Origin of the sequence: Rheinheimera nanhaiensis E407-8 (assembly GCF_000296695.1) — a bacterium.
Taxonomy (GTDB): domain Bacteria; phylum Pseudomonadota; class Gammaproteobacteria; order Enterobacterales; family Alteromonadaceae; genus Alishewanella; species Alishewanella nanhaiensis.
The window spans coordinates 1-22,119 of the sequence record NZ_BAFK01000022.1; the positions used below are offsets into that span (position 1 = coordinate 1).

Here is a 22,119-nt window from a genome sequence, read left to right on the forward strand (position 1 = left end):
ATCTTTTCATCCCTGCAAACCTATAACTGTCGCATTTTAGTTCTCATTGGTGGTTGCGATGTATCGCACCAGTCACCCATCAGGATCAAGGCTTTGGACTCACTGCGTCCGGCCCCTAGCTACTTGTAGCCCCAGAAAACCCTCTGTTCTCCTGCCTGTCCAAGTGATGCAGCATAGCTGCGACAGAATCATGGCTTTAAACCAACCCCTTTCTGGCTCAGGCAGCAGGCGATGTTACGGCAAACAAGGTAAAACAGCGTAGCTGTGCAATCAGATCTCTGGTTTTACCAACCCCGAAGCAGCATCAGCTACGCTGGGTAAACTCAACTAAAGGCGCGTTTTACATCAAACTCCACCCCGTCTTTGAGCATGTTGTAACAGGCTCTGGCCAGCTTATGCGCCACGGCTTTCATCGCCACGACCTTTAAGCTTTTAGTGCATTTGCGCTGGTAAAAGCGCTGGATAAATTCATTTGAACCCACAGCAAAATGTGCCGCTTCCATAAAAGCCCAGCACAGGTAGCGGTTACCGCATTTGCGGTTACCTTCGCCTTTCTTCTTGCCGTTGGACTCGCGGCTTGAACGCACCATTCGGGCATAAGAAGCAAAGTTACCACTACTGTTGAAGCGATTGATATCACCGGTTTCCAGATAAATCGTCATTGACAGAATATCGCCGACACCGGCCATGGTTTTGAGCAACTGAAATGCCTTACAGGGTTTAAGCTGGCGTAGCAGTTCAGTTTCAACCGCATTAATTTGCTGCTCTAGTGCTTGCATCACCGCACAGTTTGCTTGCACGGCGAGCTTTTGCTCTGGCAATAATGGCAACTGTGCAATGTGCTCAGGAGCCCACCGCTTAATTGTGGCACTTGGCGTGTCCCGACCACAGTTGCGGGCCAGCAAGTTCTTGATGGACAGCAACTGGGTGGTTCTTTGCCGCACCAGTTGTGCACGCTTACGTGCTAAATCACGTAAAGCCCTCGGTTTTTTCGGGTAAATATAACCACAGGGCAGCAGGTCCATGCGCAGTAAATGCGCCAGGTGCTTGGCATCTGCTACATCGCCACTGTATTTAAGGCCATCATAAACCACTACGGCGGCGGTATTGACCAATCGCACCTCGTAACCTTCATCCTGCAGCGCATCGACCAGCCAATACCAATTGTAGGTCGACTCTACCGCAACAGCTTCAATTTGCTCTTTATACATCGCAAGTACCCCGAGAATAACCTGCGCATCGTTAGGTAAGCGTTTGGAGTAAATGACCTTATCATTTTCATCAAGCACAACCAGCACTGAATTATTGGAATGAAGGTCAATCCCGACATACAATTTCATACGGCCTCCTTGAAGATAGAATTTTTCGACGGCAATCAAAAAATAGCTATTAACTCGGAGGCCGTACAAGGCCGCTTAGGCTAGATGATTATCAGGTCTTGACCTTTTCCTATCCAAAAGTGGCTTTACTAACTACTACTTCTTCTCCATCAAAAAATTGGTTAGCACTATGCCACGCACTTCTTTTTGCTGCTGTTTTACCACCACAAAACCATAATGCTGAAAAAACGGTTTAGCGGTAATGCTGACGTTGGCGTAAAAGCGCTTTACACCATAACGCTTACCGGTTTTAAGCAAATGCTGCATTAAGGCTTTACCGACACCTTTGCCCTGATACGCCTGGTGGCAAAAGAAAAAGTCGATATAGCCGTCGCTTTGCACATCGGCAAAGCCGACGATGGTGTCGTTATGCAGCGCGACAAAAGGCTCGCTTTGCATAATACGCATGGCCCAGGCGTTTTCATCGTACTGCGCCGGCGCCCAGGCATTGCGCTGCGCTTCATCATAATCACGCTGGTTAACGTTATGCACGGTGTTGTAAAACAGCGCACGTAGCAGCGGCTCTTCACCAAATTGATAAGGACGAATGTGGTACATAACGGCTCCTGCTATGGCGCTGGGTGAAAATAACAAAACCCTGCAGTGCAGGGTTTTGATGGCATGCTCTGACGTGTTTGGCTATTACAGAATAGCCAACAGCTCTACGTCGAAAATCAGGGCGCTAAAAGGTGCAATGGCGTTACCCGCGCCGCGCTCGCCGTAGGCCAGGTTGTGTGGGATGTATAAACGCAGTTTGCTGCCTGGTGACATCAGTTGCAGCGCTTCGGTCCAGCCGGCGATAACACCAGATACCGGGAACTCGGCCGGCTCGCCACGCTGATAAGAGCTATCAAACACAGTACCATCGATTAAGGTACCGTGATAATGCGTACGCACGGTGGAGTTACGGCTTGGTTTTTCGCCGTCTGCGGCCACTAATACTTCGTACTGTAAACCTGATGCGGTCACGGTGATTTCAGGGCGCTTGGCGTTTTCGGCCAGGAAGGCTTCGCCGGCTTGCGCTAATAACTCGGCCTTTTCGGCCTGCTCTGCCTGCATGCGCTCACTGATCACGGTAAAAGCCGCACGAATTTGCTCGTCGCTAACTTCCGCTGCCTGTTCAGTAAAGGCGGCGATAACGCCGGCAGCTACGGCATCAATATCTAAACCGTCAAACGGGTTGTCGGCCAGTTGCTGGCCCATTTGTAAACCAATACCATAGCTGGCGTGCTGTTCAAGCGTTGTATATTTTGACATGAGTTCCACTTATGCTGGAAAAGCCTTACGGCTTTGGGGTTAAAAGTGCGCCTATACTAGCGCATAAGCGCGCAAAAGTCTTGCCGGCTAAGCTGCTGCGTTAATCGGCCAGCTGCTGGATTCTCTGCCAGATAGCAGCCACATGCTGCTGATCCTGTTCGCTTAGCTCACCGCTATTAATGGCTTGCTCAAGCGTAGCATTTACCTGCTTTACTACATCGGCGGCAACAAAGGGCTCCGCTGCCACCTGTAAAGTACCTACCGCTAAGTCAAAATGGCCGCGCAGATAACCCGAGGCAAATAATTCATCATCGGTTGCTACCGGCACCAGGGCATCAAACAGCTGGGCAACGGCGTCAATAAAGCGCTCAGGCATCGTTAGTGTTGTCATGTTATAGCTCATCCTCATAGCCTAAACGGTAAATCACATAGTCGTTATAACCGGTTAATACATTGATTAAGCCGGTAAGTTGCTGGTCAAGCCCGGCATCGCCGGTATCGGCCAGTAGAGGCCGGCCATCTAATTGCTGCAGCTTGGTTTTGCTTGCGATCAGTAAAATATTGTCGCGGCCAATGGCGCGAATAACTGCCGGTGACAGCTGCTGATTACCGCGGCCAAATACATGGCCCTGGCCACCAATGAGGGTAATAATCAGTTTACTCGGGTAGCCCTGCACCAGCTCAAGCAGCTGGGCGGCGCTGACATCTTTACCGATAAGCTTACCGTTTTCGATAACATCCACGCCAAGCAAAGTGTTATCCAGGCCAAGCTCGGCCATTACCGCCGCCACGGTAGAGCCGGAGCCCATCACATAGCGCACATTATCTTCCAGCAGGCTGACGACATAGGCCGCTAAATCGGCCAGCACCAGCTCTTCGCTCTCGCGCCCGCCCATTTTTACGCTTTGCACATAACGCAGCTGCGCCGGTATGCGCATTTCGCCATAGCGGCGTGCTTTTACCACCCCCTGACGAAACGCCTGCTCGTCGATATCCATCACCGGCGCTTCGCTGAGCGACACCAGCTCACCGGCAATGAGTTTGCCGACCAGCTTGCCGGCCGCCTGTGGCGATATGGCATAGACGCCAGAGTGAATTTTTACCCCGGCCGGAATACCCAGCACTGTGGTGCTATCGCCCACCACCGCACAGATATTACGCGCGGTGCCATCGCCACCGGCAAACAGCAGCAAATCTACGCCCTGCTCTGCCATCAGCCTGGCGGCCGTTTCGGTATCCTCAGCGGTCGATGGCCACTGCGCCGGGCTATACAGCAGCTGATAGGCCAAACCTAAAGCCTGGCAAACGCTCTGGCCCATATCACCGGCCACGGTAAGCACCTCGAACTTGTCCGCTAAAGCGGCAAGCTCGTTAAGTGCTGTACTGGCGCGGTTCATCGCCTGTGGGGTAGCGCCCAGTGCCAGTGCCTGCTCGGCCTGGCCGTCTGAGCCTTTTAAAGCAACGCTGCCGCCAAGCCCCGCCAATGGGTTAATAATTAGCCCCAGCCGAAACCGATTCGCCATACTGCAACACCCTAAGCCAGTTAAAAACGGCGGCTATTGTAGCCTTAGCACGCCCTGCTGGCAAAGTGGCAACCGCCAACAGAATTTTAACGGCAGAAATTGCGTAACCGCTGCGGCTCAGCTTTACTGATTAACAGCAGTCGACGCTGGCAATTTGCACATGAGGTGTAGCAATGTTATTGAATTCCCTAAGATTTAAACTAACTGCCGGCATAGCAGTGCTGACCGCCATCAGTATTGGCAGTATGACGCTGATTGGCTGGTACTCGATGCAAAGCTCCAGCCAATCGGCGGTTGATAATGTGCGCCAATCGCTGGGGCAAACCGCTCAGGCCATGTTAAGTGCCGAGGCCCGGCTTACCGCGCTGGAAACTGCAGCGCTGATGAACCGCAATTATGATGTGGCAAAAAACCTGGCCAGCATCATGGCCAACACCGCCCACGGCAGCGGCCTGACGCCGTACAGCCGCGAGCAAGTGCAAGCGCTGGCGGGCCATATCTTAGCGGCAAACCAGGGTATTTCTTCTGTTTATACCCAATACGAGCCCAATGGCTATGACAACCGCGATGCCGGGTTTGATGCCAGCAGTACACACAGTTCAAAAGAAGGCACGCTGGAGGTGTATTGGATCAGGGAAAGCAGCGGCTTAAAGTTTATTCAGACCGAAGATCCGGGCATTAAATACCTGGATAAGCGCAATGAGTTGGGTCTGCGGGAGGCGGAATGGTATCTGTGTAGCCGCGACACGTTAAAACCCTGCCTGATGGAACCCTATATTTTTGAAATTGAACCCGGCAACAGCGCGCTGCTGACGTCTTTAGTGTATCCGGTGGTGACCCAGGGCCAGTTTCGTGGCGTTGCCGGTGTCGATATGAACCTGCCGGTATTGCAGCAAGGGTTGATGCGACAGGCGGCTGCTTTATATGATGGCAAAGCCCAGCTGTATCTGCTGACAGGCCGCGGCATGCTGTTGGCCAGTAACCGCTTTGCCGACCAGTTAGGCCAGGCCATGCAACAATTGGATGCGGCGCTGTACCAGCAGCTGCAACAGGCCAGCAGCGGCGTATTTGAATATAACGGCCAGCTGGTGATAAAAAGCCCGATTAAGATAGAAGCGTCCGGCTCAGAGTGGTTTAGCGTTATCGCCGTGCCGAAAACGCTGGCGTTGCAGGCTGCCGAGCAACTGGCCAACCAATTAGCCGAGGATGGCCAAAGTACCGCCCTGACCATGGTCGGCTTTGGCGTTATTCTGCTGCTGGCCATTATGGCGTTGTTGGCACTGTGGCTTAACGCGGCTACCCGGCCTATTGCCAGCATGAGCAAAGTGATGCACCAACTGGCGGGCGCCGAGGGCGATTTAACGGTGAAACTGGCCGCCGATAGCCACAGCGAGCTGAATTTAATGGCCGAGGGCTTTAATGCTTTTGCTACTAAGCTACGCGAGATGATCCGTGCGTTAAAAGCCGGCTCAGACGAACTGCAACAGCAAAGCCGGCAGTTGGTCAGCACCATTGATAAAACCAGCCAGTCAACCTCAGTACAGGCCAGTGAAATTCAAAACGTGGTGACCGCCATGCATCAAATGAGTGCCACCGCCAATGAAGTGGCAACCCTGGCCAGCAGCACCGCCAGCGGCGCCCAGGAGTCTATCGCAGCGTTAAATGAAGCCACCCGCCTGCTGCAAAATACCGTGGATGAATTTAAAGGTGTGGCGCGCGATTTTGACAGCAGCAGCCAAAAAGTCGCGGCCGTGGCCAGTAGCAGCCAGGAAATTAACCAGATCACTGAAGTGATTCAGGCCATTGCCGAGCAAACCAACTTGCTGGCATTAAACGCTGCCATAGAGGCCGCCCGTGCCGGCGATCAGGGCCGGGGTTTTGCCGTGGTAGCCGATGAAGTGCGCTCGCTGGCTGCCCGTACCCATAGCTCTACCGATCAGATCAAAACGCTGATCGATGCCCTGCAGCGCCAGGTAAAAGATACGGTAGCGCAAATCAGTATCAGCACGGCCAGTGTCGATAAAACCGTCACCGAGGCCGAAGTGGCCTACGATAAACTGTCACAGGCGACCTCCGGCATGGCAGCTATTTCCGACAATGCGTTTCAGGTGGCCGCCGCCGCCGAGCAGCAAAACCAGGTAAGCGAAGAGATAAACCGCAATATTACCGCGATTGGCGATGCAACCCGCGAGCTGGAACAACTGGCACAGCATAACCTCAGTATCAGCAGTGCTATTGATAAGGTAACCGAACGCATTGATAGCCAACTAAGCAAATTACGCTGCGACTAGGCGCGGAGGCCCTGATGAAAACGTACCTGATACCGCTGCTACTGCTAAGCAGCAGTGCGCTGGCTGACAGCAGCTGGAGTTTTACCCTAACCGGTACCAGCAACTATTTATTTAATGGCGTTAGCCAAACCGATAAAAACCCGGCGCTGCAACCCGGGCTAAACTGGGATGCCGGTAATGGCTTTTATGCCGGTAGCTGGGCGTCGAATGTCGATTTTGGCGAAGGCACCAAACTGGAATGGGATGCCTACATCGGCTACTACACCGAGCTGGAGAACGGCCTGGCAATCGACACCGGCTTTGCCCAGTATACCTATCACGGCATGAGCCAAAGTAAAGAGCTGAATTTTCCGGAAATTTACCTGAAGTTTGCCCACTCCGGCTATAACCTGAACCTGTGGTACAGCTATGACTACTTTGGCTTTGGTGGCGGCCATTATGTGATTATGCTGACCAAAACCCTGGAGCTGAGCGATAACTGGTCACTGCTGCTGGGGGTTGACCGCTCCACCTCGACCGACACGGCGAAATACAGCTGGGAAGGTGACAGCAGCTTTATGCACTGGCAGGCGATGTTAAAAACCCAGTATCAGGGGCTGGATATCGCCATTGGTTATCATGATACCAGCCTTAACGAGCGCTGGGGCGATGCGGCCATTTTACTGACAGTGAGCAAAACCTTTAGCTGGTAACCCGGTTAACTAGCAGCGCGGTTAACTGGCAGCGCGGTTAACTGCCAGCGCCGTTAACGGCTAGCCCCTGTTGCCGCGGCAAACTCAGCGCCAGCAAGGTTGCGGCTAGTGCCAGCACTGCGGCTAAATAAAACGTCAGGCGGGCGCCGGCGCCGTCCTGCCACAATAAGCCTGAAGCATAAGCGCCAATGGCGCCACCACCGCCAAATATCACACCGGCATACAGCGCCTGGCCGCGGCTGCGCAGGTGTTTGGGGAAAAACTGCTGGATAAACTGCATAGCGCAGCTATGGGCAATGGCAAAGCTGCCGGCATGCAGCAGCATGCTGAAACTGAGCCACCACAGGTTAGCGGCCAGCTCGGCCAGTAACAGCCAGCGCAGTACGGTAACGCCGTAGCAAATGCCCAGCAGCCTGGCATAACTGCGGTTACGCATCAGGCTGCCGGCAAAGTAAAACGCCACGATTTCGGCGGCAATAGCAATGGCGATAAAAAGTCCCGTCTGGCTGCCGCTGTAGCCCAAATCACGGCTGTACAGGGTAAAAAAGCCATAAAACGGCGCAAAGCTCATTTGCAGCAATAAGGCTGCCGCCATAAAGCGCAGCAGTACGCTGTTTTTTATCAGCTGGCTAAAACGCACACTGTGCTCTGGCGTTGTCGTGGCCAACGTCACTTTGGGTAGCATAAACAAAGTGAGCACCAGCAACAGTAAAAACAATAACGCCGACAGTGGCAAAAACTCGCTGCCATAGCGCTCGAACAGCCAGCCGCCAAGCATCACCAGCACAATATAACCGACACTGCCGGCGGTGCGGATGCGGCTATATACCCGGGTATCGTCATTCAGGTAGTTAAGGGTAGTCAGCTCCAGCTGCGGCAAAATGGCGGTCCAAAAGAAGCTAAATAAGGCAAAGCCGGCCAGCAAGGGCCAAAAACCGAGATCAGCAAAACTGCTAAGCCAGCCCAGTGTGGCCAGCACAGCCCCTAGTTGCATCACACTAAGCGATCTTGCGGTTTTATCAGCTACCCAGGCCCAGATATTGGGGCCGACAATGCGGCTGGCGGTAACAATGGCCAGTAATAAGCCGATATCGGCTGAGCTTAGCCCCCGGCCATCGAGAAACAGGCCAAGATAAGGCACAAAAATGCCCAGCACGCCAAAATAGGTGAAATAGGCCAGCGCTAAGGCTGGCCTGGCAGAGAGCAGCGCCATAGGCTTTGGCCTAACCCCGGCTCTGGCGGGCGATATCCGGCGTTGTCACCTTTACATCACTATTTTGTGCGCGGTGGCGCAGGTAATGATCCATCAATACGATCGCCAGCATTGCCTCAGCGATAGGTACTGCCCGAATGCCGACACAGGGGTCGTGCCGGCCTTTGGTAACAATATCAATCACTTCGCCGTGAATATTGATACTCTTGCCCGGAATGCTGATGCTGGAAGTGGGTTTAAGCGCCATACTAACCAGTAGATCCTGCCCTGAGGAGATGCCCCCCAATACGCCCCCGGCATGGTTGGCACTAAAGCCCTGCGGCGTTAACTCATCACGGTGGGTGGAACCGCGCTGCTCTACCACGGCAAAACCGTCGCCTATTTCCACCGCTTTTACCGCGTTAATGCTCATCATGGCATGGGCGATATCGGCGTCTAAGCGGTCAAACACCGGCTCGCCCCAACCTACCGGCATATTGCTGGCCACGACATTGACACGGGCACCGACGGAGTCGCCGTCTTTTTTCAGCTGACGCATGTATTCATCTAACGCATCCAGCTTGGACGGGTCCGGGCAAAAAAACGGGTTTTTGTGTACTTCATCCCAGTTAATGCTGTCGATCTTGACCGGGCCCAGCTGGGCTAAATAGCCACGAATTTCGATGCCGCATTGCTCACGCAGGTATTTTTTCGCAATAGCCCCGGCCGCTACCCGGATAGCGGTTTCCCGCGCTGATGAGCGGCCACCGCCACGGTAATCACGAATGCCGAACTTATGCCAGTAGGTATAATCGGCATGGCCTGGGCGAAACTGCTCTTTAATATTGGCGTAGTCCTGCGAGCGCTGATCGGTGTTTTCAATCAGCAGGCCAATGCTGGCACCAGTGGTGGTGTTTTCAAATACGCCAGAGAGGATCTTCACCGCATCGTCTTCGCGCCGCGCTGTGGTGTAGCGCGAAGTACCGGGCTTACGCCGGTCTAAATCATGCTGTAAATCTTCGCAGCTTAGCTGCATACCCGGCGGACAACCATCGACAATACCGCCTATTGCCGGGCCGTGGCTTTCGCCAAAGGTAGTCACCTTAAATAATTGCCCTATGCTGTTACCGGCCATTGCTTCTCCTTACCGCTTTTCTTGTTACCAATTTTCTTGCTCAAACAGGTGCTGACAGCGCAGCAATTCCGCTTTGCTAATGGCAAATACACCTAAGCCGCCGTGGCTAAATTCCAGCCAGTCAAAGCCGACATCCGGGTAATCCTGCTGCAGTTGCACCATGCTGTTACCCACTTCGCATACCAGCACACCGCCATCAGTTAAATGGGCGGCAGCATCGCGCAAAATACGCCGGGTCAGCGCCAGGCCATCCTCACCCGATGCCAGGCCCAGCTCTGGCTCGTGGCGGTATTCGTCCGGCAAATCGGCCATGTCTTCAGCATCGACATAAGGTGGGTTAGTGACGATTAAATCGTACCGGGCGCCGCTCAGCTCAGCGTAACCGTCTGACAAAATGGGAAATACCCGCTGCTCCAGGCCATGCTGTTCAATATTCAGCTGCGCCACATCTAAGGCATCCGGGCTGATATCCACCGCGTCGACCAAGGCCTCTTCAAACGCATAAGCGCAGGCAATGGCAATACAGCCCGAGCCGGTGCACAAATCGAGAATATGCTTTACCGTCTTACCCTTAAGTAAGCGGCTGAATTTATCGTTAATCAGCTCAGCAATCGGTGAGCGTGGCACCAGCACCCGCTCGTCGACATAAAAAGGTAAGCCGGCAAAATAGGCCTGATGGGTTAAATAGGCCGCCGGCATGCGCTGTTCAATACGTTGTTGTAACAGAGCAATAAACTGCTCGCGCTCGGCGCGGGTTAACCGGGTGTGCAACAGCTTATCATCGGTCAGTGGTGGCAAGTGCAGTACATAAGCCAGCAGGCTGGCCGCTTCATCCCAGGGGTTATCAGTACCGTGCCCCAGATAGACATCGGCCTGATGCATTTTGCTGACAGCAAAACGCAGCCAGTCGTGCACGGTATAAAGTTCAGCAACCGCATCGTTAATCAGTTGCGGGGTAAACAGCATCTCGCCAGTATCAGACATGATAAATGTAAGCTCTTTTTGTAAAAACCGGTTAGTTTGAGTAGACTTGCGCCATGCAAAAGAAAGCCCCTGCCAGCACCGGCATCAGTATTGAAGACAGCCAGCTGTTTCGCCAGTCGATAACAGGCGCTAAGCCCATAGCGCAGGACAAGATACCGCCTGTTGTCGCCCCCCGCAAGCAAAAAAGACGTACAGACGTCTCAAGCCAAAACTCTGATGAAAATTTGTTCTGGTTTTCTGACGAGTTTGAAGGTTTTGTTGCCGACGGCGCCAGTTTAAGCTGGGTACAGCCGGGCGAAGATCCGCACCTGGCCGGCCGCTTACGCCGCGGTGAATGCCAACCGCAAGTGGTGCTGGACTTACATGGCATGACCACAATACAAGCCAAAACAGAGCTGGCCGGTTTATTGGCCTATTGTCAGCAACAGCAGTTCAACTGTGCTTGTGTCGTCCATGGTAAGGGCTTGGGTATCTTGGCGCAAAAAGTGCCAAACTGGCTTATTCAGCATCCTAATGTCCGCGCCTTTCACACTGCGCCAAAAAGCTGGGGTAAACATGGCGCCCTGTTACTGCTGCTAAAAACCGATCAGCAACAGGATGAACACTGGCGCTGATTGCGTCTATACGCTGGTACGCTTATACACTGAGCAGCGCCAGCTCTTGCGGCGATAACCGCTCCAGTAAACGCCCCCCCCGCTCTGGCCGGTAGTCGATACACGCCAGCTGCGCTGTGCTAAAAACAGGCGTCTGACCGGGCTGGCTAAAGGCCTCGACCAAAAAACTGACCAGGGGCATATGCGATACCAGCAGCACCCGGGCGTCCGGCGTATCGGCTAAGCGGGCATCTAAATAGCTTTTAAACACGGCGGCATCACCATCCGGCACCAATTCAGGGACAATATCCAACTGGCTAAACGGCGCCTGCTTGGCTAACATTAGCTCTGCAGTCTGGCGGGTACGGGTATAGGGGCTGGCCCAGATCCAGTCAAAAGCAGCATAATGCTGCTGCAACCACAGCGCCATCTGGTTCACTTCGTGCTGGCCTCTGACGGTAAGCTGGCGCTGGCTGTCCTGCACGGACACAGGCTCCGCTTCACCGTGACGCATAATAACGAGATTTACCATGTACTTGACACCATACTGCTTCGGGGTGGACCTTAACTTGCCAACGGCAGATAAGCCTACGCCGGGTAAAAATTGTGCGCTATGATAATGAAAGTTGCCGCCAAGAGTAACTGCCAATAACGCATAACGTATAAGCTGTTTATTACTTATCGCTATGATAAGGCCGTTGTCTGCCCTGATAGCCTGCTTAAGAAGGTAGCCAGATTGGAATATAACCACATTTTGCAAAGCCCGAACGATCCACGCCATTATCAATATCTGACGCTGGATAATGGCCTGGCCGTGTTACTGGTGCAGCAAACTGATGCCGAAAAAAGCGCGGCGGCTCTGACAGTTAACGTTGGCCATTTTGATGATCCGGCCGACCGCGAGGGGCTGGCACACTTTTTAGAGCATATGTTGTTTCTTGGCTCGGCAAAATTTCCCGGCGCCGGCGACTATCAGCAGTTTATTAATCATCATGGCGGCAGCCATAACGCCTGGACCGGCACCGAGCACAGCAGCTTTTTCTTTGACATCGACAGCAACAGCTTTGCCCAGGCGCTGGAGCGTTTTGCTGATATGTTTATTCAGCCGCTGTTTAGCGCTGATTATGTTGAAAAAGAGCGCCATGCCATTGAAGCAGAGTTTTCGCTGAAGCTAAAAGACGATGGCCGGCGGATTTATCAGGTACATAAAGAAACCATTAACCCGGCGCACCCTTTTGCCAAGTTCTCCGTTGGCAATTTAACGACACTGGCCGACACCGCCGATGCCAGCCTGCAGCAAGCCCTTTGCACCTTTTTTCAGCAGCAATACAGTGCCCGCCGTATGACACTGGCATTGGTATCACCGCTGGATCTGGCCGCGCAGGAAGCGCTGGTACGACAATATTTTACCGCCATCCCATCGCTGCTTCCGCCAAAGCCACCGCTAAGCGTGCCGCTGTATTTGCCCGAGCAACAGGCTATTCAGCTGAATATTCAGCCACACCGGCACAGCCAGAAACTGGTGGTGAGTTTTGCCCTACCGGACATTCAGCGCTGGTACCGGCATAAATTGATTAGCTTTATTGCCCATTTGCTCGGCGATGAGGGCCCAGGCTCGTTACTCAGCTACCTGAAACAACAAGGCCTGGTCAATCAACTGAGTGCCGGTGGCGGCATAGATGGCAGCAATTACAAAGATTTTACCGTCGCCTTTGAGCTTACCGATGCGGGGCTAACCGCGCGCGATCACATTCTTCGGGCGTTGTTTAGTGCCATTGCCCACTTACGTGAGCAGCCTTTTCCAGCGCCGCTATTTGCCGAGCGGCAAAAGCTGCTGCACTGGGCCTATTTGTATCAGGAACCGGCCACAGCGCAGCAAACCGCTAACCATTTGTCGGTCAGCATGCAGCATTATCCGGTAGAAGATATTATTTTTGGTGATTACCGGATGGAGCTGCCATCAGAAGCGCTGTATCAGCAGGTGCTCAGTTACTTTAACAGCACTAATATGCGCCTGATGCTGATAGCGCCCGGCCTGGCCACCAACCGTGAGGCACGCTGGTATCACACGCCTTACAGCGTTGAGCCCTTGCCGGCAGCCTGGTTGCAACAGTTACAGCAGTGCCAGCCTATGTCAGAAATCAGGCTGCCTGAGCCAAACCCGTACCTTAAAGGCGATATCAAACTGCTGGATAACAGTGCTCATATGGATAAACCACGAGCCTGGTATCAGGACCCGCATTTAAGCCTGTGGTATAAGGCCGACACGGATTTTAACAGCCCCAAAGGGCATGTGTTTGTGCAGCTGAGCCTGCCCAACAGCATTGGCAGTTGCCAGCAACTGGCGGCTACCCGGCTGTGGGTTGAGCTATTTCTGGACAATATTAACCAGCAATTTTATGCCGCTACCACCATAGGGCTGGTGTATCACGTGCACGTGCAGCGCCAGGGCATCAGCATTCATACCACCGGCCTGACCAACAACCAGCTGCGTTTGCTCAGTGACATGCTACAGGCGCTGTTACAGCAAGGTTTTAACCCACAGCGTTTTGACGAGCTTAAACGCCAGCTTAGCCGGCACTGGCGCAATAGCAGCAAAAACAAACCGGTGGCCAGGCTGTTTAGCCAGCTGTCGGCGCTGCTGCAGCCGCTAAACCCGGAAATTGATCAATTAGCCGATGCGCTCGATCAGCTGGATTTTGCTGCCTTTTGCCAGTTTGACGCCGGTTTATTTCAGCAAGTACATGTAGAAAGCCTGTTACTCGGCAATTGGACTACTGAGCAGGCAACACAGCTACAACACCTGCTACAACAGTGGCAGCAACAACTGCCAAGCCTGGGCCAGCGCCCCGCCAATCCGGTGTGCCGGCCACAAGGTTTAGGCCCGGTGTGGTTGCAGCAAGAGGTAGAGCACAATGACCACGCGCTGGTGATTTACCTGCCAGCACAGCAAACCAGCCCACTGCAGATTGCACTGTTTATGCTGGCCAACCATTTATTATCACCGGAGTATTTTCATCAGTTACGTACTGAGCAGCAGCTGGGTTATCTGGTGGGCACCGGCTACGTGCCCATTAATACCCTACCCGGTATTGCCTTTTATATTCAGTCGCCGAAAGCCGACTGTGATGCCTTGTATCAGGCCACGGTGATGTTCTTCCGTGGGTTTCTGGCCGACACCACCAGCCTGACCGAGAACGAATTCACCGAGGCCAGACAAGGGTTATTGTCGCAACTGCATGAGCGGGACAACAGCCTGGGTGCCAGAGCGAAACGGTTTTGGCTGGCACTGGGGCAACAGGATCTCGCATTTAACCTGACCGAAAACATCATAGCGGCATTAAGCACGCTGCAGCTTGAGCAGTTTATTGCCTTTTTACAGCAGTTATTACTGCCCAGCTACGATGCCATTTTTCTGGCCACCGACAGCAGGCCGCAGCACAGCCATTTGCGCTTTGTCACCCGCGAGCAGCTTAAACAGCAACTGCAGGTTAGCCAAAATGCTTTTGACAGCTCAGCTAAAGTTATATAACGTGGTGGCCGGTCTTGTTAACACGCTGCCGTAAGTGTCACTAAAACTAAAAATTATTATAATAATCAGCGCCTTTTTACTGGGTGTTTTGCCTTTTAGCCTGTTTGCAATAGGCTGGCACACTCTACAGCCCTACACCTTAAGCGCCGTGCTGTTATGCTCCTTTGCTGCGTTATTGCTGGCGCATCTGAGTATTGTAAAAATGCGCCGTTATCAGCTAAAACTGGAGCACAGCGAAGAGCGGCTCAGGTTATCCTTATGGGGCAGCGGCGACGAGCTATGGGACTGGAACATTGAAAGCGGCGAGCTTTACCGCTCCTGCTCCTGGCTGCACCCTGTGGTACTGCAGCCGAAAACCGCTGATGTGCCACCGAATAAAACGCAAATACACCCGCAGGATATCGAGCGGGTCAGTCAATTACTGCAGGATCACCTCAGCGGGAAAACCGCACATTTTGAAGCCACTTACCGTATAAAAACCAGCGACAACAACTGGACCTGGGTGCTTGATCGCGGCAAAGCCGTATCGTTTTCGGCCACTGGTAAACCCAGCCGCATGACCGGTACCTTAAAAAACATTCACCAACTGAAACAAACCGAAGAGCAGCTGCAACTATTTGCCAAATGTCTGCAAACTATTTCAGATGCGGTGGTGATCTGTGATACCCAGTTCACTATTTTGGAGGTTAACCCGGCCTTTAGCCGCATTACCGGTAAAAGCCGCGAACAATGCCTGCAGCAGCGCTTCGAGCTGACCCTGTACCCCAGCCGCTTTATGCATGACATTCGTCAAACGCTGGCACAACAAGGCAGCTGGCATGACGAGATAAAAGAACAGCGGCTAAACGGCGAGATTTATCAGGCTGAACTGACGTTTGACCAGATTAAAGATGAACAGGGACAGGTTACCCAATACGTGGCGGTGTTTTCTGATATTACCGAACGTAAACTGCGCGAGGCTGAACTGAGCCGGCTTGCCAACAGCGACACTCTGACGGGGCTGCCTAACCGGGCAGTGTTTATGCAGCGCTTAGGGCAATTGGTTAAGGCCGGTACCGAGCATGCTTTGCTGGTATTTGATCTGGATAACTTTAAAAAAATCAATGACTCGCTTGGCCATGAACTGGGCGATAACCTGCTGTGTAAATTGGCACAGCGGCTTAGCAGCTATGCCCAGTATGCCAGCCGGCTATATCGTCTAGGCGGCGATGAATTTGCTCTGCTGCTGGATAACACCAACGATGTGCTGCACATCACCTCAGTGGCAAAAGAATTACTTAACCTGATAAACCAGCCGATACTGGTTGAACAACAGGAACTGGCCATTACCAGCAGCGTTGGCATAGTGCTGTTTCCGGATGACGGTGTAGATCCGCAGGCGCTGCTGCGCAACGCCGACACCGCCATGTATCATGCGAAAAGCCAGGGCGCCAACCGCTACTTGTTTTTTAATGATTCGATGAACAAGCAGGCAGTAAAACGTCTGCAGCTGGAAAACCTGATCCGCCACGGCTTAAAAGAAGACTATTTTGCCGTGTACTACCAGCCGAAAATGAATATTGTCAGCGGCCAGTTAGCCGGCGTTGAAGCACTGGTGCGCTTTATTACCCCTAAAGGCGGCGTGATAAGCCCGGCCAGTTTTATTCCTGTGGCGGAAGAAACCGGTCAAATTATCGAAATTGGTGAAGTGGTGCTGCGCAAAGCCTGTCAGGCGGTGAAAGGCTGGATTGATCAGGGCCTGTTTCATGGCCGGGTGGCGGTTAACCTGTCGTCGCGCCAGTTTAGTCTGCCGTTTTTGTGCGAGCAGATAGACGAGATTTTGCAGCAGACTGAGCTGCCCTCTTATCATTTAGAGCTGGAAATTACCGAAGGCACCGTAATGCAATCGCCACCGCAGGCGATAGACACCATGAAAAAACTGCGCGCCCGTGGCATTCACCTGGCGATGGATGATTTTGGTACCGGCTATTCGTCACTGGCGTATTTAAAACAGTTTCCGCTAAACACGCTGAAAATTGACAAAGCCTTTATCGACGATATGAAAAGTGCCCGCGGCCGTAATATGGTCGATACCATTATGACCATAGCGCACAATTTGAGCTTATCCGTGGTGGCCGAAGGGGTAGAACAGCCAGAGCAGCTGCAACAGCTGAGTAAACTGCGCTGTGACGTGATCCAGGGCTACTACTACAGCAAGCCACTGTCAGCGCAGGAGCTTACCCAGTTTTTACAGCAGCAAAAGCAGCGCAGTAAACCCACGCTGGTTAGCCTTACCTAATCAGCTGCGCATTCAACGCTACAGCAATTGTTGTAATGCGGGCAGAAAAAAGCCCCGGTAACGGGGCTTAGCAACTAGTCAGCGTCGGTCTCGACATACGAGAAGTCATCACTGCCATCGGCAATACGCTTCTTACCGAACACGGTATGAAACTTACGTTTCTCCGCCAGTCGCTGTTTATATTTGAGCCAGGTTTTCTCGTACACGGTCGAAGCTTCTGCTTCGCCTTTACACACCTGCACAAAGCGAGTTTCTTCATCATTCACCGGGGCACGACTACCCTGCTCCAGTTCCTGCATTGCCACCCCATGTTTCTCCAGCATATTACCTTCTGCCAGAGTAAAGCGCCCGGACCGCGTAAAACCCTTGGGGAAATTACGGTCATCGAAAAAGCGACGGTTAGCGACAAAACTTTGCTGCATCACTTTTTTCCTCTAATCTCGTTGAATATCAAGCCAGCCTGTTTAAACTGTGCGGAGTATGGTTAACAAAATTACTGTCGTAAAACAAATATTTTTTATCGTGACCATAAAAATACTAAAGGATTTAATTTGGATACCGAACTGCTTAAAACCTTTCTTGAAGTTCAGCGTACAAGGCATTTTGGTAAAGCGGCCGAAAATCTCTATCTCACCCAGTCTGCGGTCAGTTTCCGCATTCGTCAGCTAGAGCAGCAACTTGGTGTTAACTTATTTAGCCGCTATCGCAACAATATTCAGTTAACGGCTGCCGGTGAGCGCCTGTTACCGCACGCAGAGGGGATGTTATTGGCCTTGCAGCGCGCCCGGCAGGATGTTGCTGTAAGCGCCGAGCAGGCATTACAACTGTCTGTCGCGGCCACTGCCAATATTTGGGATGCCTTTTTACTGCAGGGTTTTATTAAAGCGCAGCAAGCGCTACCCGGCGTGTCCTGGCGCGCCGAATCGCTGGGTAAAGATCAGTTAGCCCGTCAGGTCATGGAGCGTTACGTCGATTTAGCCATCTTATTTGATGCGCCTAAAATCGATGATATGCAAATAGATAAGCTGGGGGATATCCGACTACTGCCGGTGACCAGTTTTAGCGGTAAAACCGCGCTGGAGGCCATGCAGCAACAGTATATTCTGGTCGATTGGGGCACGGCCTTTGATATGCAGCACGCACGCTGCTTTAGCGAGTTACCACCACCACAACTGCGTACCGGCAGCGCCCGGATCGCGCTGGAGCTTATTCAGCAATGCGGCGGCTCGGCCTATTTACCCGACACTATGGTGAAAGAATTATTAGCCAGCAAGCGGTTGCAGTTAATGGCTGATGCACCGGTAATGAGCCGGGAAGTGTTTGCGGTGTCGCTGCCCAAAACAGCGCAGCGTCAGCCGTTAAACGAGATGATCAGCCTGCTTAGCCAGCTCCTTAAAGCCGCAGACATCTAAAATATGCCACTCGCTAAAGACAGCCGCTAAAAGGGACCTGCTCAGGGCCGAAACAGCACCGCCGAGCGGCCATGGGCTTTGTACAGCGTCAGCCGTTTGTGGCTGCTAAACAGCGGCAACACTAAGGGGCCGGTAAACACCGCGGCCAGCGCCCATTTCACTGCCGTCATACCACTGCGCAGCGCAGCGATATAAATGCCAATTGCAGTGGCTAACCAGATCAGAGGTAATACGACCACTTGTTATCCTCTTGTCAATTCTTATCAACACATCAGGCCGGTTATTATACCGGCCTGATAACAGGATTACTGTTAACCTTTGGTTGTATTTTCACCAGCTAAGGTTAACGCCGTTACGGATAAAACCGCTGCTGTTGCTCTGCCATCTGCACTAACAGGTGAGCTGGCGCAAAGCGGCTGCCAAAACGGCTTTCCAGATTACGCAACTGTGCTACCAGCTTATCGGCACCCAGCTGGTCGATATAACGGAACGGCCCCCCCAAAAACGGCGGGAAGCCGATACCGAAGATAGCACCAATGTCACCATCACGGGCGCTGGCAATAATACCCTCTTCCAGGCAGCGCACCGCCTCGTTTAACATTTGCACCACGCAACGGCTGCTAATTTCATCGCTGTTTAAGCGTGGTGCCGGGGTTACGCCCAGCACGCTATACACGCTGTCATCCACCTGCTTCTTACCTTTTTTCGCTGTTTTGCCGTAGCGGTAAAAGCCTTTTTCGCTTTTTTTACCCTTGCGGCCATCAGCCAACAGCTTGTCAAAGGCAGCAGGTGCAGAAAACCGCTCGCCCAACTCCTGGGTTAAAATAGGTGAAATCTTGGCGCCGACATCGATACCCACTTCATCCAGTAAGGTAACAGGCCCAACCGGGAAGCCAAATTTCACCAGGGCTTTGTCAATTTTCTCTACCGGCTCGCCTTCCAGCAACACGTTAGCTGCTTCGTTCATATAAAGCGCCAAAATACGGTTGACGTAGAAACCCGCGCCATCTTTAACCACTATCGGTGTTTTACCCTGTTTACGGGCAAAGGCCACCGTAGTTGCGATGGTTTGCGCTGAAGTGCCTTCATGGGCAATCACCTCGACCAGCGGCATTTTATCGACGGGCGAAAAATAGTGCAGGCCAATCACGTTCTCTGGCCGCTGCGCTTTGGCGGCGATTTGCTTAATCGGTAATGAGCTGGTGTTGCTGGCAAAAATAGTATTTTCGCTACAGTGCTGCTCGATATCCGCGACCATCTGTTGCTTCAGCGCTAAGTCTTCAAACACCGCCTCCACCACGATATCAGCATCATGAAAGCCACTGTAATCGGTGGTGCCGGTAATAAGCAGTAATTGTTTTTGCATTTCTGCTTTGCTGATAAAGCGGCGGTTAAACTTTTTCTCCAGCAACGAGTAGCTGTATTTCAGCGCGTTGCTAATGCCCTGCTCGTTGATATCTTTAATGCGCACCGCAATGCCGGCTTTAGTGGCGGTAACATTAGCAATACCACCGCCCATTAAGCCACCGCCTAATACCGCCGCTTTGCGCACCTTGTTGGGTTTGGTCTCGCCGGCACCGGTTTCCTTTTTCATCTGGGTGGTGGCAAAAAACAGGCTACGCAGTGCTGCCGACTCTTTTGTCATACAAAGCTCACCAAAGGCTTTAGCTTCAGCGGCCAGACCTGCCTGCATGCCGCTGTCGACACCGGTTTTAATCACATCAAGAATTTTCAGTGGCGCCGGGTAATTACCCTGCGTTTTGCTCAGTGTTTGTTTGCGCGCCTGGCTAAATAAAATATTGCGGCCAAACGGCGTGCGCTCCAGCACCTTACCTACCAGGTTTAGCTTTACCGGCTCACGCTTGGGCTTACCTTTTAGCGCCAGCTTTACTGCCGCATCCAGTAAAATACTGTTAGGTACCACCTCATCGACCAGGCCGGCTTTTTTTGCCTGCGCCGCGCGCAGTTGTTTGCCGGTTAAAATCATGTCCAGCGCTTTTTGTAAGCCCACCAGTTTAGGCAAGCGCTGCGTACCACCACTGCCTGGCAGTAAGCCAAGCTGTACTTCGGGTAAGCCGAGTACGGTTTTGCTGTCTGAGGTTGCAACCCGCGCGTGACAGGCCATTGCCAGCTCTAAGCCGCCACCTAAACAGGGGCCATGAATGGCTGCCACTAACGGAATTGGCAGCTGCTCCAGCTGGTCAAACATTTGCTGGCCCATGCGGCCAATGGCTTGTGCCTCTTCAGCCGTTTTGCAGCCATCGAGCATACTGATGTCGGCACCGGCAATAAAAGAGTCTGGCTTGCCACTGATAAACACCAGGCCTTTCAGCTGGCTGTTGGCCTTTATGTCGCTTAACAGCTGACTAATTTCATCGGCGAAGGCGGCTTTTAATACGTTCATCGACTCGCCGGCGATGTCCATGGTGATAACGCCAACATTATCGTCGCGGATTTGCAGGCTGAAACTATTCGTTGTTGTCATTATTCGGTCTCCAGGATCATCGCCGCACCCAAACCACCGGCAGCACAAGCAGTAGTCAGGCCAACACCGCCACCACGGCGTTTTAATTCGTTCAGGGTTTGTACAATTAAGCGGGTGCCGGTAGCGGCAAAGGGGTGGCCATAAGCCAAAGAGCCGCCCTGTACGTTGAATTTGCTCATATCAATGTCGCCAATCGCCGCTGCGCGGCCAAGCTTTTCTTCAGCAAATTTCTTGCTGGCAAACATTTTTACGTTAGCCAGCGTTTGCGCCGCAAAGGCTTCGTGCATCTCAATCAGGGTCAGATCATTTAGCGTCATGCCCGCACGGTCCAGCGCAATAGGCGTGGCATAAGAGGGGCCCATCAGCATGTCGTCATACACATCAATAGCGGCAAAGGCGTAACTGCGGATATAACCCAACACCTGATAACCCAGCGCTTTAGCGCGGCTTTCGGTCATCATCAGTACCGCTGAGGCACCATCGGTCAGTGGTGTTGCGTTAGCCGCAGTCACTGAGCCGTGCACGCGGTCAAATACCGGCTTTAACTTGGCGTACGACTCGAGTTTTGAATCCTGCCGGATATTGTTATCGATATCCAGATAGCGGGAATACGGCTCGACATGGGCGGTCATCACTTCCTGTTTCATCACGCCGCTTTGCCAGGCCTGGGTGGCCAGCGTGTGCGAGCGATGCGCCAGTGCATCCTGATCAGCGCGGCTGATGCTATGCGTTTTCGCCATTTGCTCAGCGGTGTCCCCCATCGACAAACCGGTGCTGTACTCTGCCACTGCCGGCGGTACCGGCAGCAAATCTTTTAACCCCAGCCGGCGGAATATCGCCAGTTTCTGGCCGAAGCTGCGGGCTTTGTTTAAATCGACCAGTGCACGGGCCAGCTTTTTGCTGACACCAATCGGCAGCACTGAACTGGAGTCGGCGCCACCGGCAATACCAATTTGCGTAATACCGGCCATCATCGACTCGGCCACACTGACCACCGACTGAAAACTGGTAGCACAGGCACGGGTAACACTGTAAGCATCGGTATGCACGTTCATCCCGGTACCCAGCACAATTTCACGGGCAATATTTGGCGCTTCCGGCATTTGTACGACCTGGCCGTACACCACTTGCTCAATTAACTTTGGCTCCAGCTCACTACGGATAAGCAGTTCGTTGACCACCAACTTACCCAAATCCAGCGCTGATACGCCATGAAACTCGGTGGCCTGTTTGGCAAAAGGCGTACGCAATCCGGAAACAATGGCGATGCGATCACCGCTGCGGGTAGTAAGATTAATTGGCGAGCTCATAGCGTTCCTCTTATTAAAATTACAGGTCTGACCTGTATCAGTGCGACCGATTGTAA

The 22,119-nt window shown here is 52.8% G+C and carries 19 protein-coding genes; 6 read left to right on the plus strand and 13 right to left on the minus strand.

The annotated features are described in order from the left end of the window. Positions 1 to 323: 323 nt before the first annotated feature. The 5 genes from RNAN_RS15190 to RNAN_RS15210 form a co-directional block, all read right to left on the minus strand. On the minus strand, positions 324 to 1,340 hold the full coding sequence (locus RNAN_RS15190; protein WP_008223389.1) for an IS110 family RNA-guided transposase: 1,017 nt from the start codon (positions 1,338 to 1,340) through the stop codon (positions 324 to 326). A gap of 135 nt (positions 1,341 to 1,475) precedes the next feature. Then, on the minus strand, positions 1,476 to 1,937 hold the full coding sequence (locus tag RNAN_RS15195) for a GNAT family N-acetyltransferase (RefSeq protein WP_008223393.1): 462 nt from the start codon (positions 1,935 to 1,937) through the stop codon (positions 1,476 to 1,478). A gap of 84 nt (positions 1,938 to 2,021) precedes the next feature. Next, positions 2,022 to 2,636: a BamJ family beta-barrel-assembly machinery protein gene (gene bamJ, locus RNAN_RS15200; protein WP_008223395.1), complete on the minus strand. Its 615-nt coding sequence runs from the start codon at positions 2,634 to 2,636 to the stop codon at positions 2,022 to 2,024. Between the two features lie 100 nt (positions 2,637 to 2,736). Next, the gene (locus tag RNAN_RS15205) at positions 2,737 to 3,027 is read right to left on the minus strand and encodes a YfcL family protein (protein ID WP_008223397.1); all 291 of its coding nucleotides are present in this window, start codon (positions 3,025 to 3,027) and stop codon (positions 2,737 to 2,739) included. Position 3,028: 1 nt separating this feature from the next. After that, the gene (locus RNAN_RS15210) at positions 3,029 to 4,159 is read right to left on the minus strand and encodes an ATP-NAD kinase family protein (protein ID WP_008223398.1); all 1,131 of its coding nucleotides are present in this window, start codon (positions 4,157 to 4,159) and stop codon (positions 3,029 to 3,031) included. Between the two features lie 173 nt (positions 4,160 to 4,332). Between RNAN_RS15210 and RNAN_RS15215 the strand changes: the two genes are divergently transcribed. Together RNAN_RS15215 and RNAN_RS15220 are read left to right on the plus strand one after the other, a co-directional pair. Continuing rightward, positions 4,333 to 6,450, plus strand: a complete 2,118-nt coding sequence (locus tag RNAN_RS15215) for a methyl-accepting chemotaxis protein (protein WP_008223400.1) — start codon at positions 4,333 to 4,335, stop codon at positions 6,448 to 6,450. Positions 6,451 to 6,464: 14 nt separating this feature from the next. Then, complete coding sequence (locus tag RNAN_RS15220) at positions 6,465 to 7,142, plus strand: TorF family putative porin (protein ID WP_008223403.1); 678 nt, start codon at positions 6,465 to 6,467, stop codon at positions 7,140 to 7,142. A 37-nt stretch (positions 7,143 to 7,179) separates the two neighbouring features. Here the strand turns inward: RNAN_RS15220 and RNAN_RS15225 are convergent, their stop codons facing one another. The 3 genes from RNAN_RS15225 to prmB are packed head-to-tail and all read right to left on the minus strand — an operon-like array spanning position 7,180 to position 10,453. Continuing rightward, positions 7,180 to 8,355 carry an MFS transporter gene (locus RNAN_RS15225; RefSeq protein ID WP_008223404.1) on the minus strand — a complete coding sequence of 392 codons (1,176 nt, stop codon included), beginning with the start codon at positions 8,353 to 8,355 and terminating at the stop codon, positions 7,180 to 7,182. Between the two features lie 10 nt (positions 8,356 to 8,365). Continuing rightward, positions 8,366 to 9,469 carry a chorismate synthase gene (gene aroC, locus RNAN_RS15230; RefSeq protein ID WP_008223405.1) on the minus strand — a complete coding sequence of 368 codons (1,104 nt, stop codon included), beginning with the start codon at positions 9,467 to 9,469 and terminating at the stop codon, positions 8,366 to 8,368. A gap of 24 nt (positions 9,470 to 9,493) precedes the next feature. Then, on the minus strand, positions 9,494 to 10,453 hold the full coding sequence (gene prmB, locus RNAN_RS15235) for a 50S ribosomal protein L3 N(5)-glutamine methyltransferase (protein WP_008223407.1): 960 nt from the start codon (positions 10,451 to 10,453) through the stop codon (positions 9,494 to 9,496). A gap of 53 nt (positions 10,454 to 10,506) precedes the next feature. Here prmB and smrB point away from each other — a divergent pair, with 53 nt between their 5' ends. Next, positions 10,507 to 11,067 carry an endonuclease SmrB gene (gene smrB / locus RNAN_RS15240; protein ID WP_008223410.1) on the plus strand — a complete coding sequence of 187 codons (561 nt, stop codon included), beginning with the start codon at positions 10,507 to 10,509 and terminating at the stop codon, positions 11,065 to 11,067. Between the two features lie 22 nt (positions 11,068 to 11,089). On the opposite strand, the gene sixA is transcribed toward smrB, so the two are convergent. Further along, positions 11,090 to 11,578: a phosphohistidine phosphatase SixA gene (gene sixA / locus RNAN_RS15245; protein WP_040552315.1), complete on the minus strand. Its 489-nt coding sequence runs from the start codon at positions 11,576 to 11,578 to the stop codon at positions 11,090 to 11,092. A gap of 204 nt (positions 11,579 to 11,782) precedes the next feature. On the opposite strand from sixA, the gene RNAN_RS15250 reads away from it, so the two are divergent. After that, complete coding sequence (locus tag RNAN_RS15250) at positions 11,783 to 14,578, plus strand: insulinase family protein (RefSeq protein WP_008223414.1); 2,796 nt, start codon at positions 11,783 to 11,785, stop codon at positions 14,576 to 14,578. 34 nt (positions 14,579 to 14,612) lie between these two features. Beyond that, the gene (locus tag RNAN_RS15255) at positions 14,613 to 16,856 is read left to right on the plus strand and encodes a putative bifunctional diguanylate cyclase/phosphodiesterase (protein ID WP_008223416.1); all 2,244 of its coding nucleotides are present in this window, start codon (positions 14,613 to 14,615) and stop codon (positions 16,854 to 16,856) included. A gap of 74 nt (positions 16,857 to 16,930) precedes the next feature. Here RNAN_RS15255 and RNAN_RS15260 read toward each other — a convergent pair whose 3' ends face one another. After that, the gene (locus RNAN_RS15260; RefSeq protein ID WP_008223417.1) at positions 16,931 to 17,278 is read right to left on the minus strand and encodes a MaoP family protein; all 348 of its coding nucleotides are present in this window, start codon (positions 17,276 to 17,278) and stop codon (positions 16,931 to 16,933) included. A gap of 129 nt (positions 17,279 to 17,407) precedes the next feature. Here RNAN_RS15260 and hdfR point away from each other — a divergent pair, with 129 nt between their 5' ends. Beyond that, complete coding sequence (gene hdfR / locus RNAN_RS15265; RefSeq protein WP_008223420.1) at positions 17,408 to 18,268, plus strand: HTH-type transcriptional regulator HdfR; 861 nt, start codon at positions 17,408 to 17,410, stop codon at positions 18,266 to 18,268. 41 nt (positions 18,269 to 18,309) lie between these two features. On the opposite strand, the gene RNAN_RS15270 is transcribed toward hdfR, so the two are convergent. The 3 genes from RNAN_RS15270 to fadI all read right to left on the minus strand — a co-directional run bounded on the left by RNAN_RS15270 (position 18,310) and on the right by fadI (position 22,063). Then, positions 18,310 to 18,507: a hypothetical protein gene (locus RNAN_RS15270; RefSeq protein ID WP_008223423.1), complete on the minus strand. Its 198-nt coding sequence runs from the start codon at positions 18,505 to 18,507 to the stop codon at positions 18,310 to 18,312. A gap of 113 nt (positions 18,508 to 18,620) precedes the next feature. Beyond that, complete coding sequence (fadJ, locus tag RNAN_RS15275; RefSeq protein WP_008223424.1) at positions 18,621 to 20,753, minus strand: fatty acid oxidation complex subunit alpha FadJ; 2,133 nt, start codon at positions 20,751 to 20,753, stop codon at positions 18,621 to 18,623. After that, positions 20,753 to 22,063 (minus strand): acetyl-CoA C-acyltransferase FadI, encoded by a 1,311-nt coding sequence (fadI, locus tag RNAN_RS15280; RefSeq protein WP_008223426.1) that lies wholly within the window; start codon positions 22,061 to 22,063, stop codon positions 20,753 to 20,755. Before fadI ends, fadJ begins: the two co-directional genes overlap by 1 nt. Between the last annotated feature and the right edge of the window lie 56 nt (positions 22,064 to 22,119).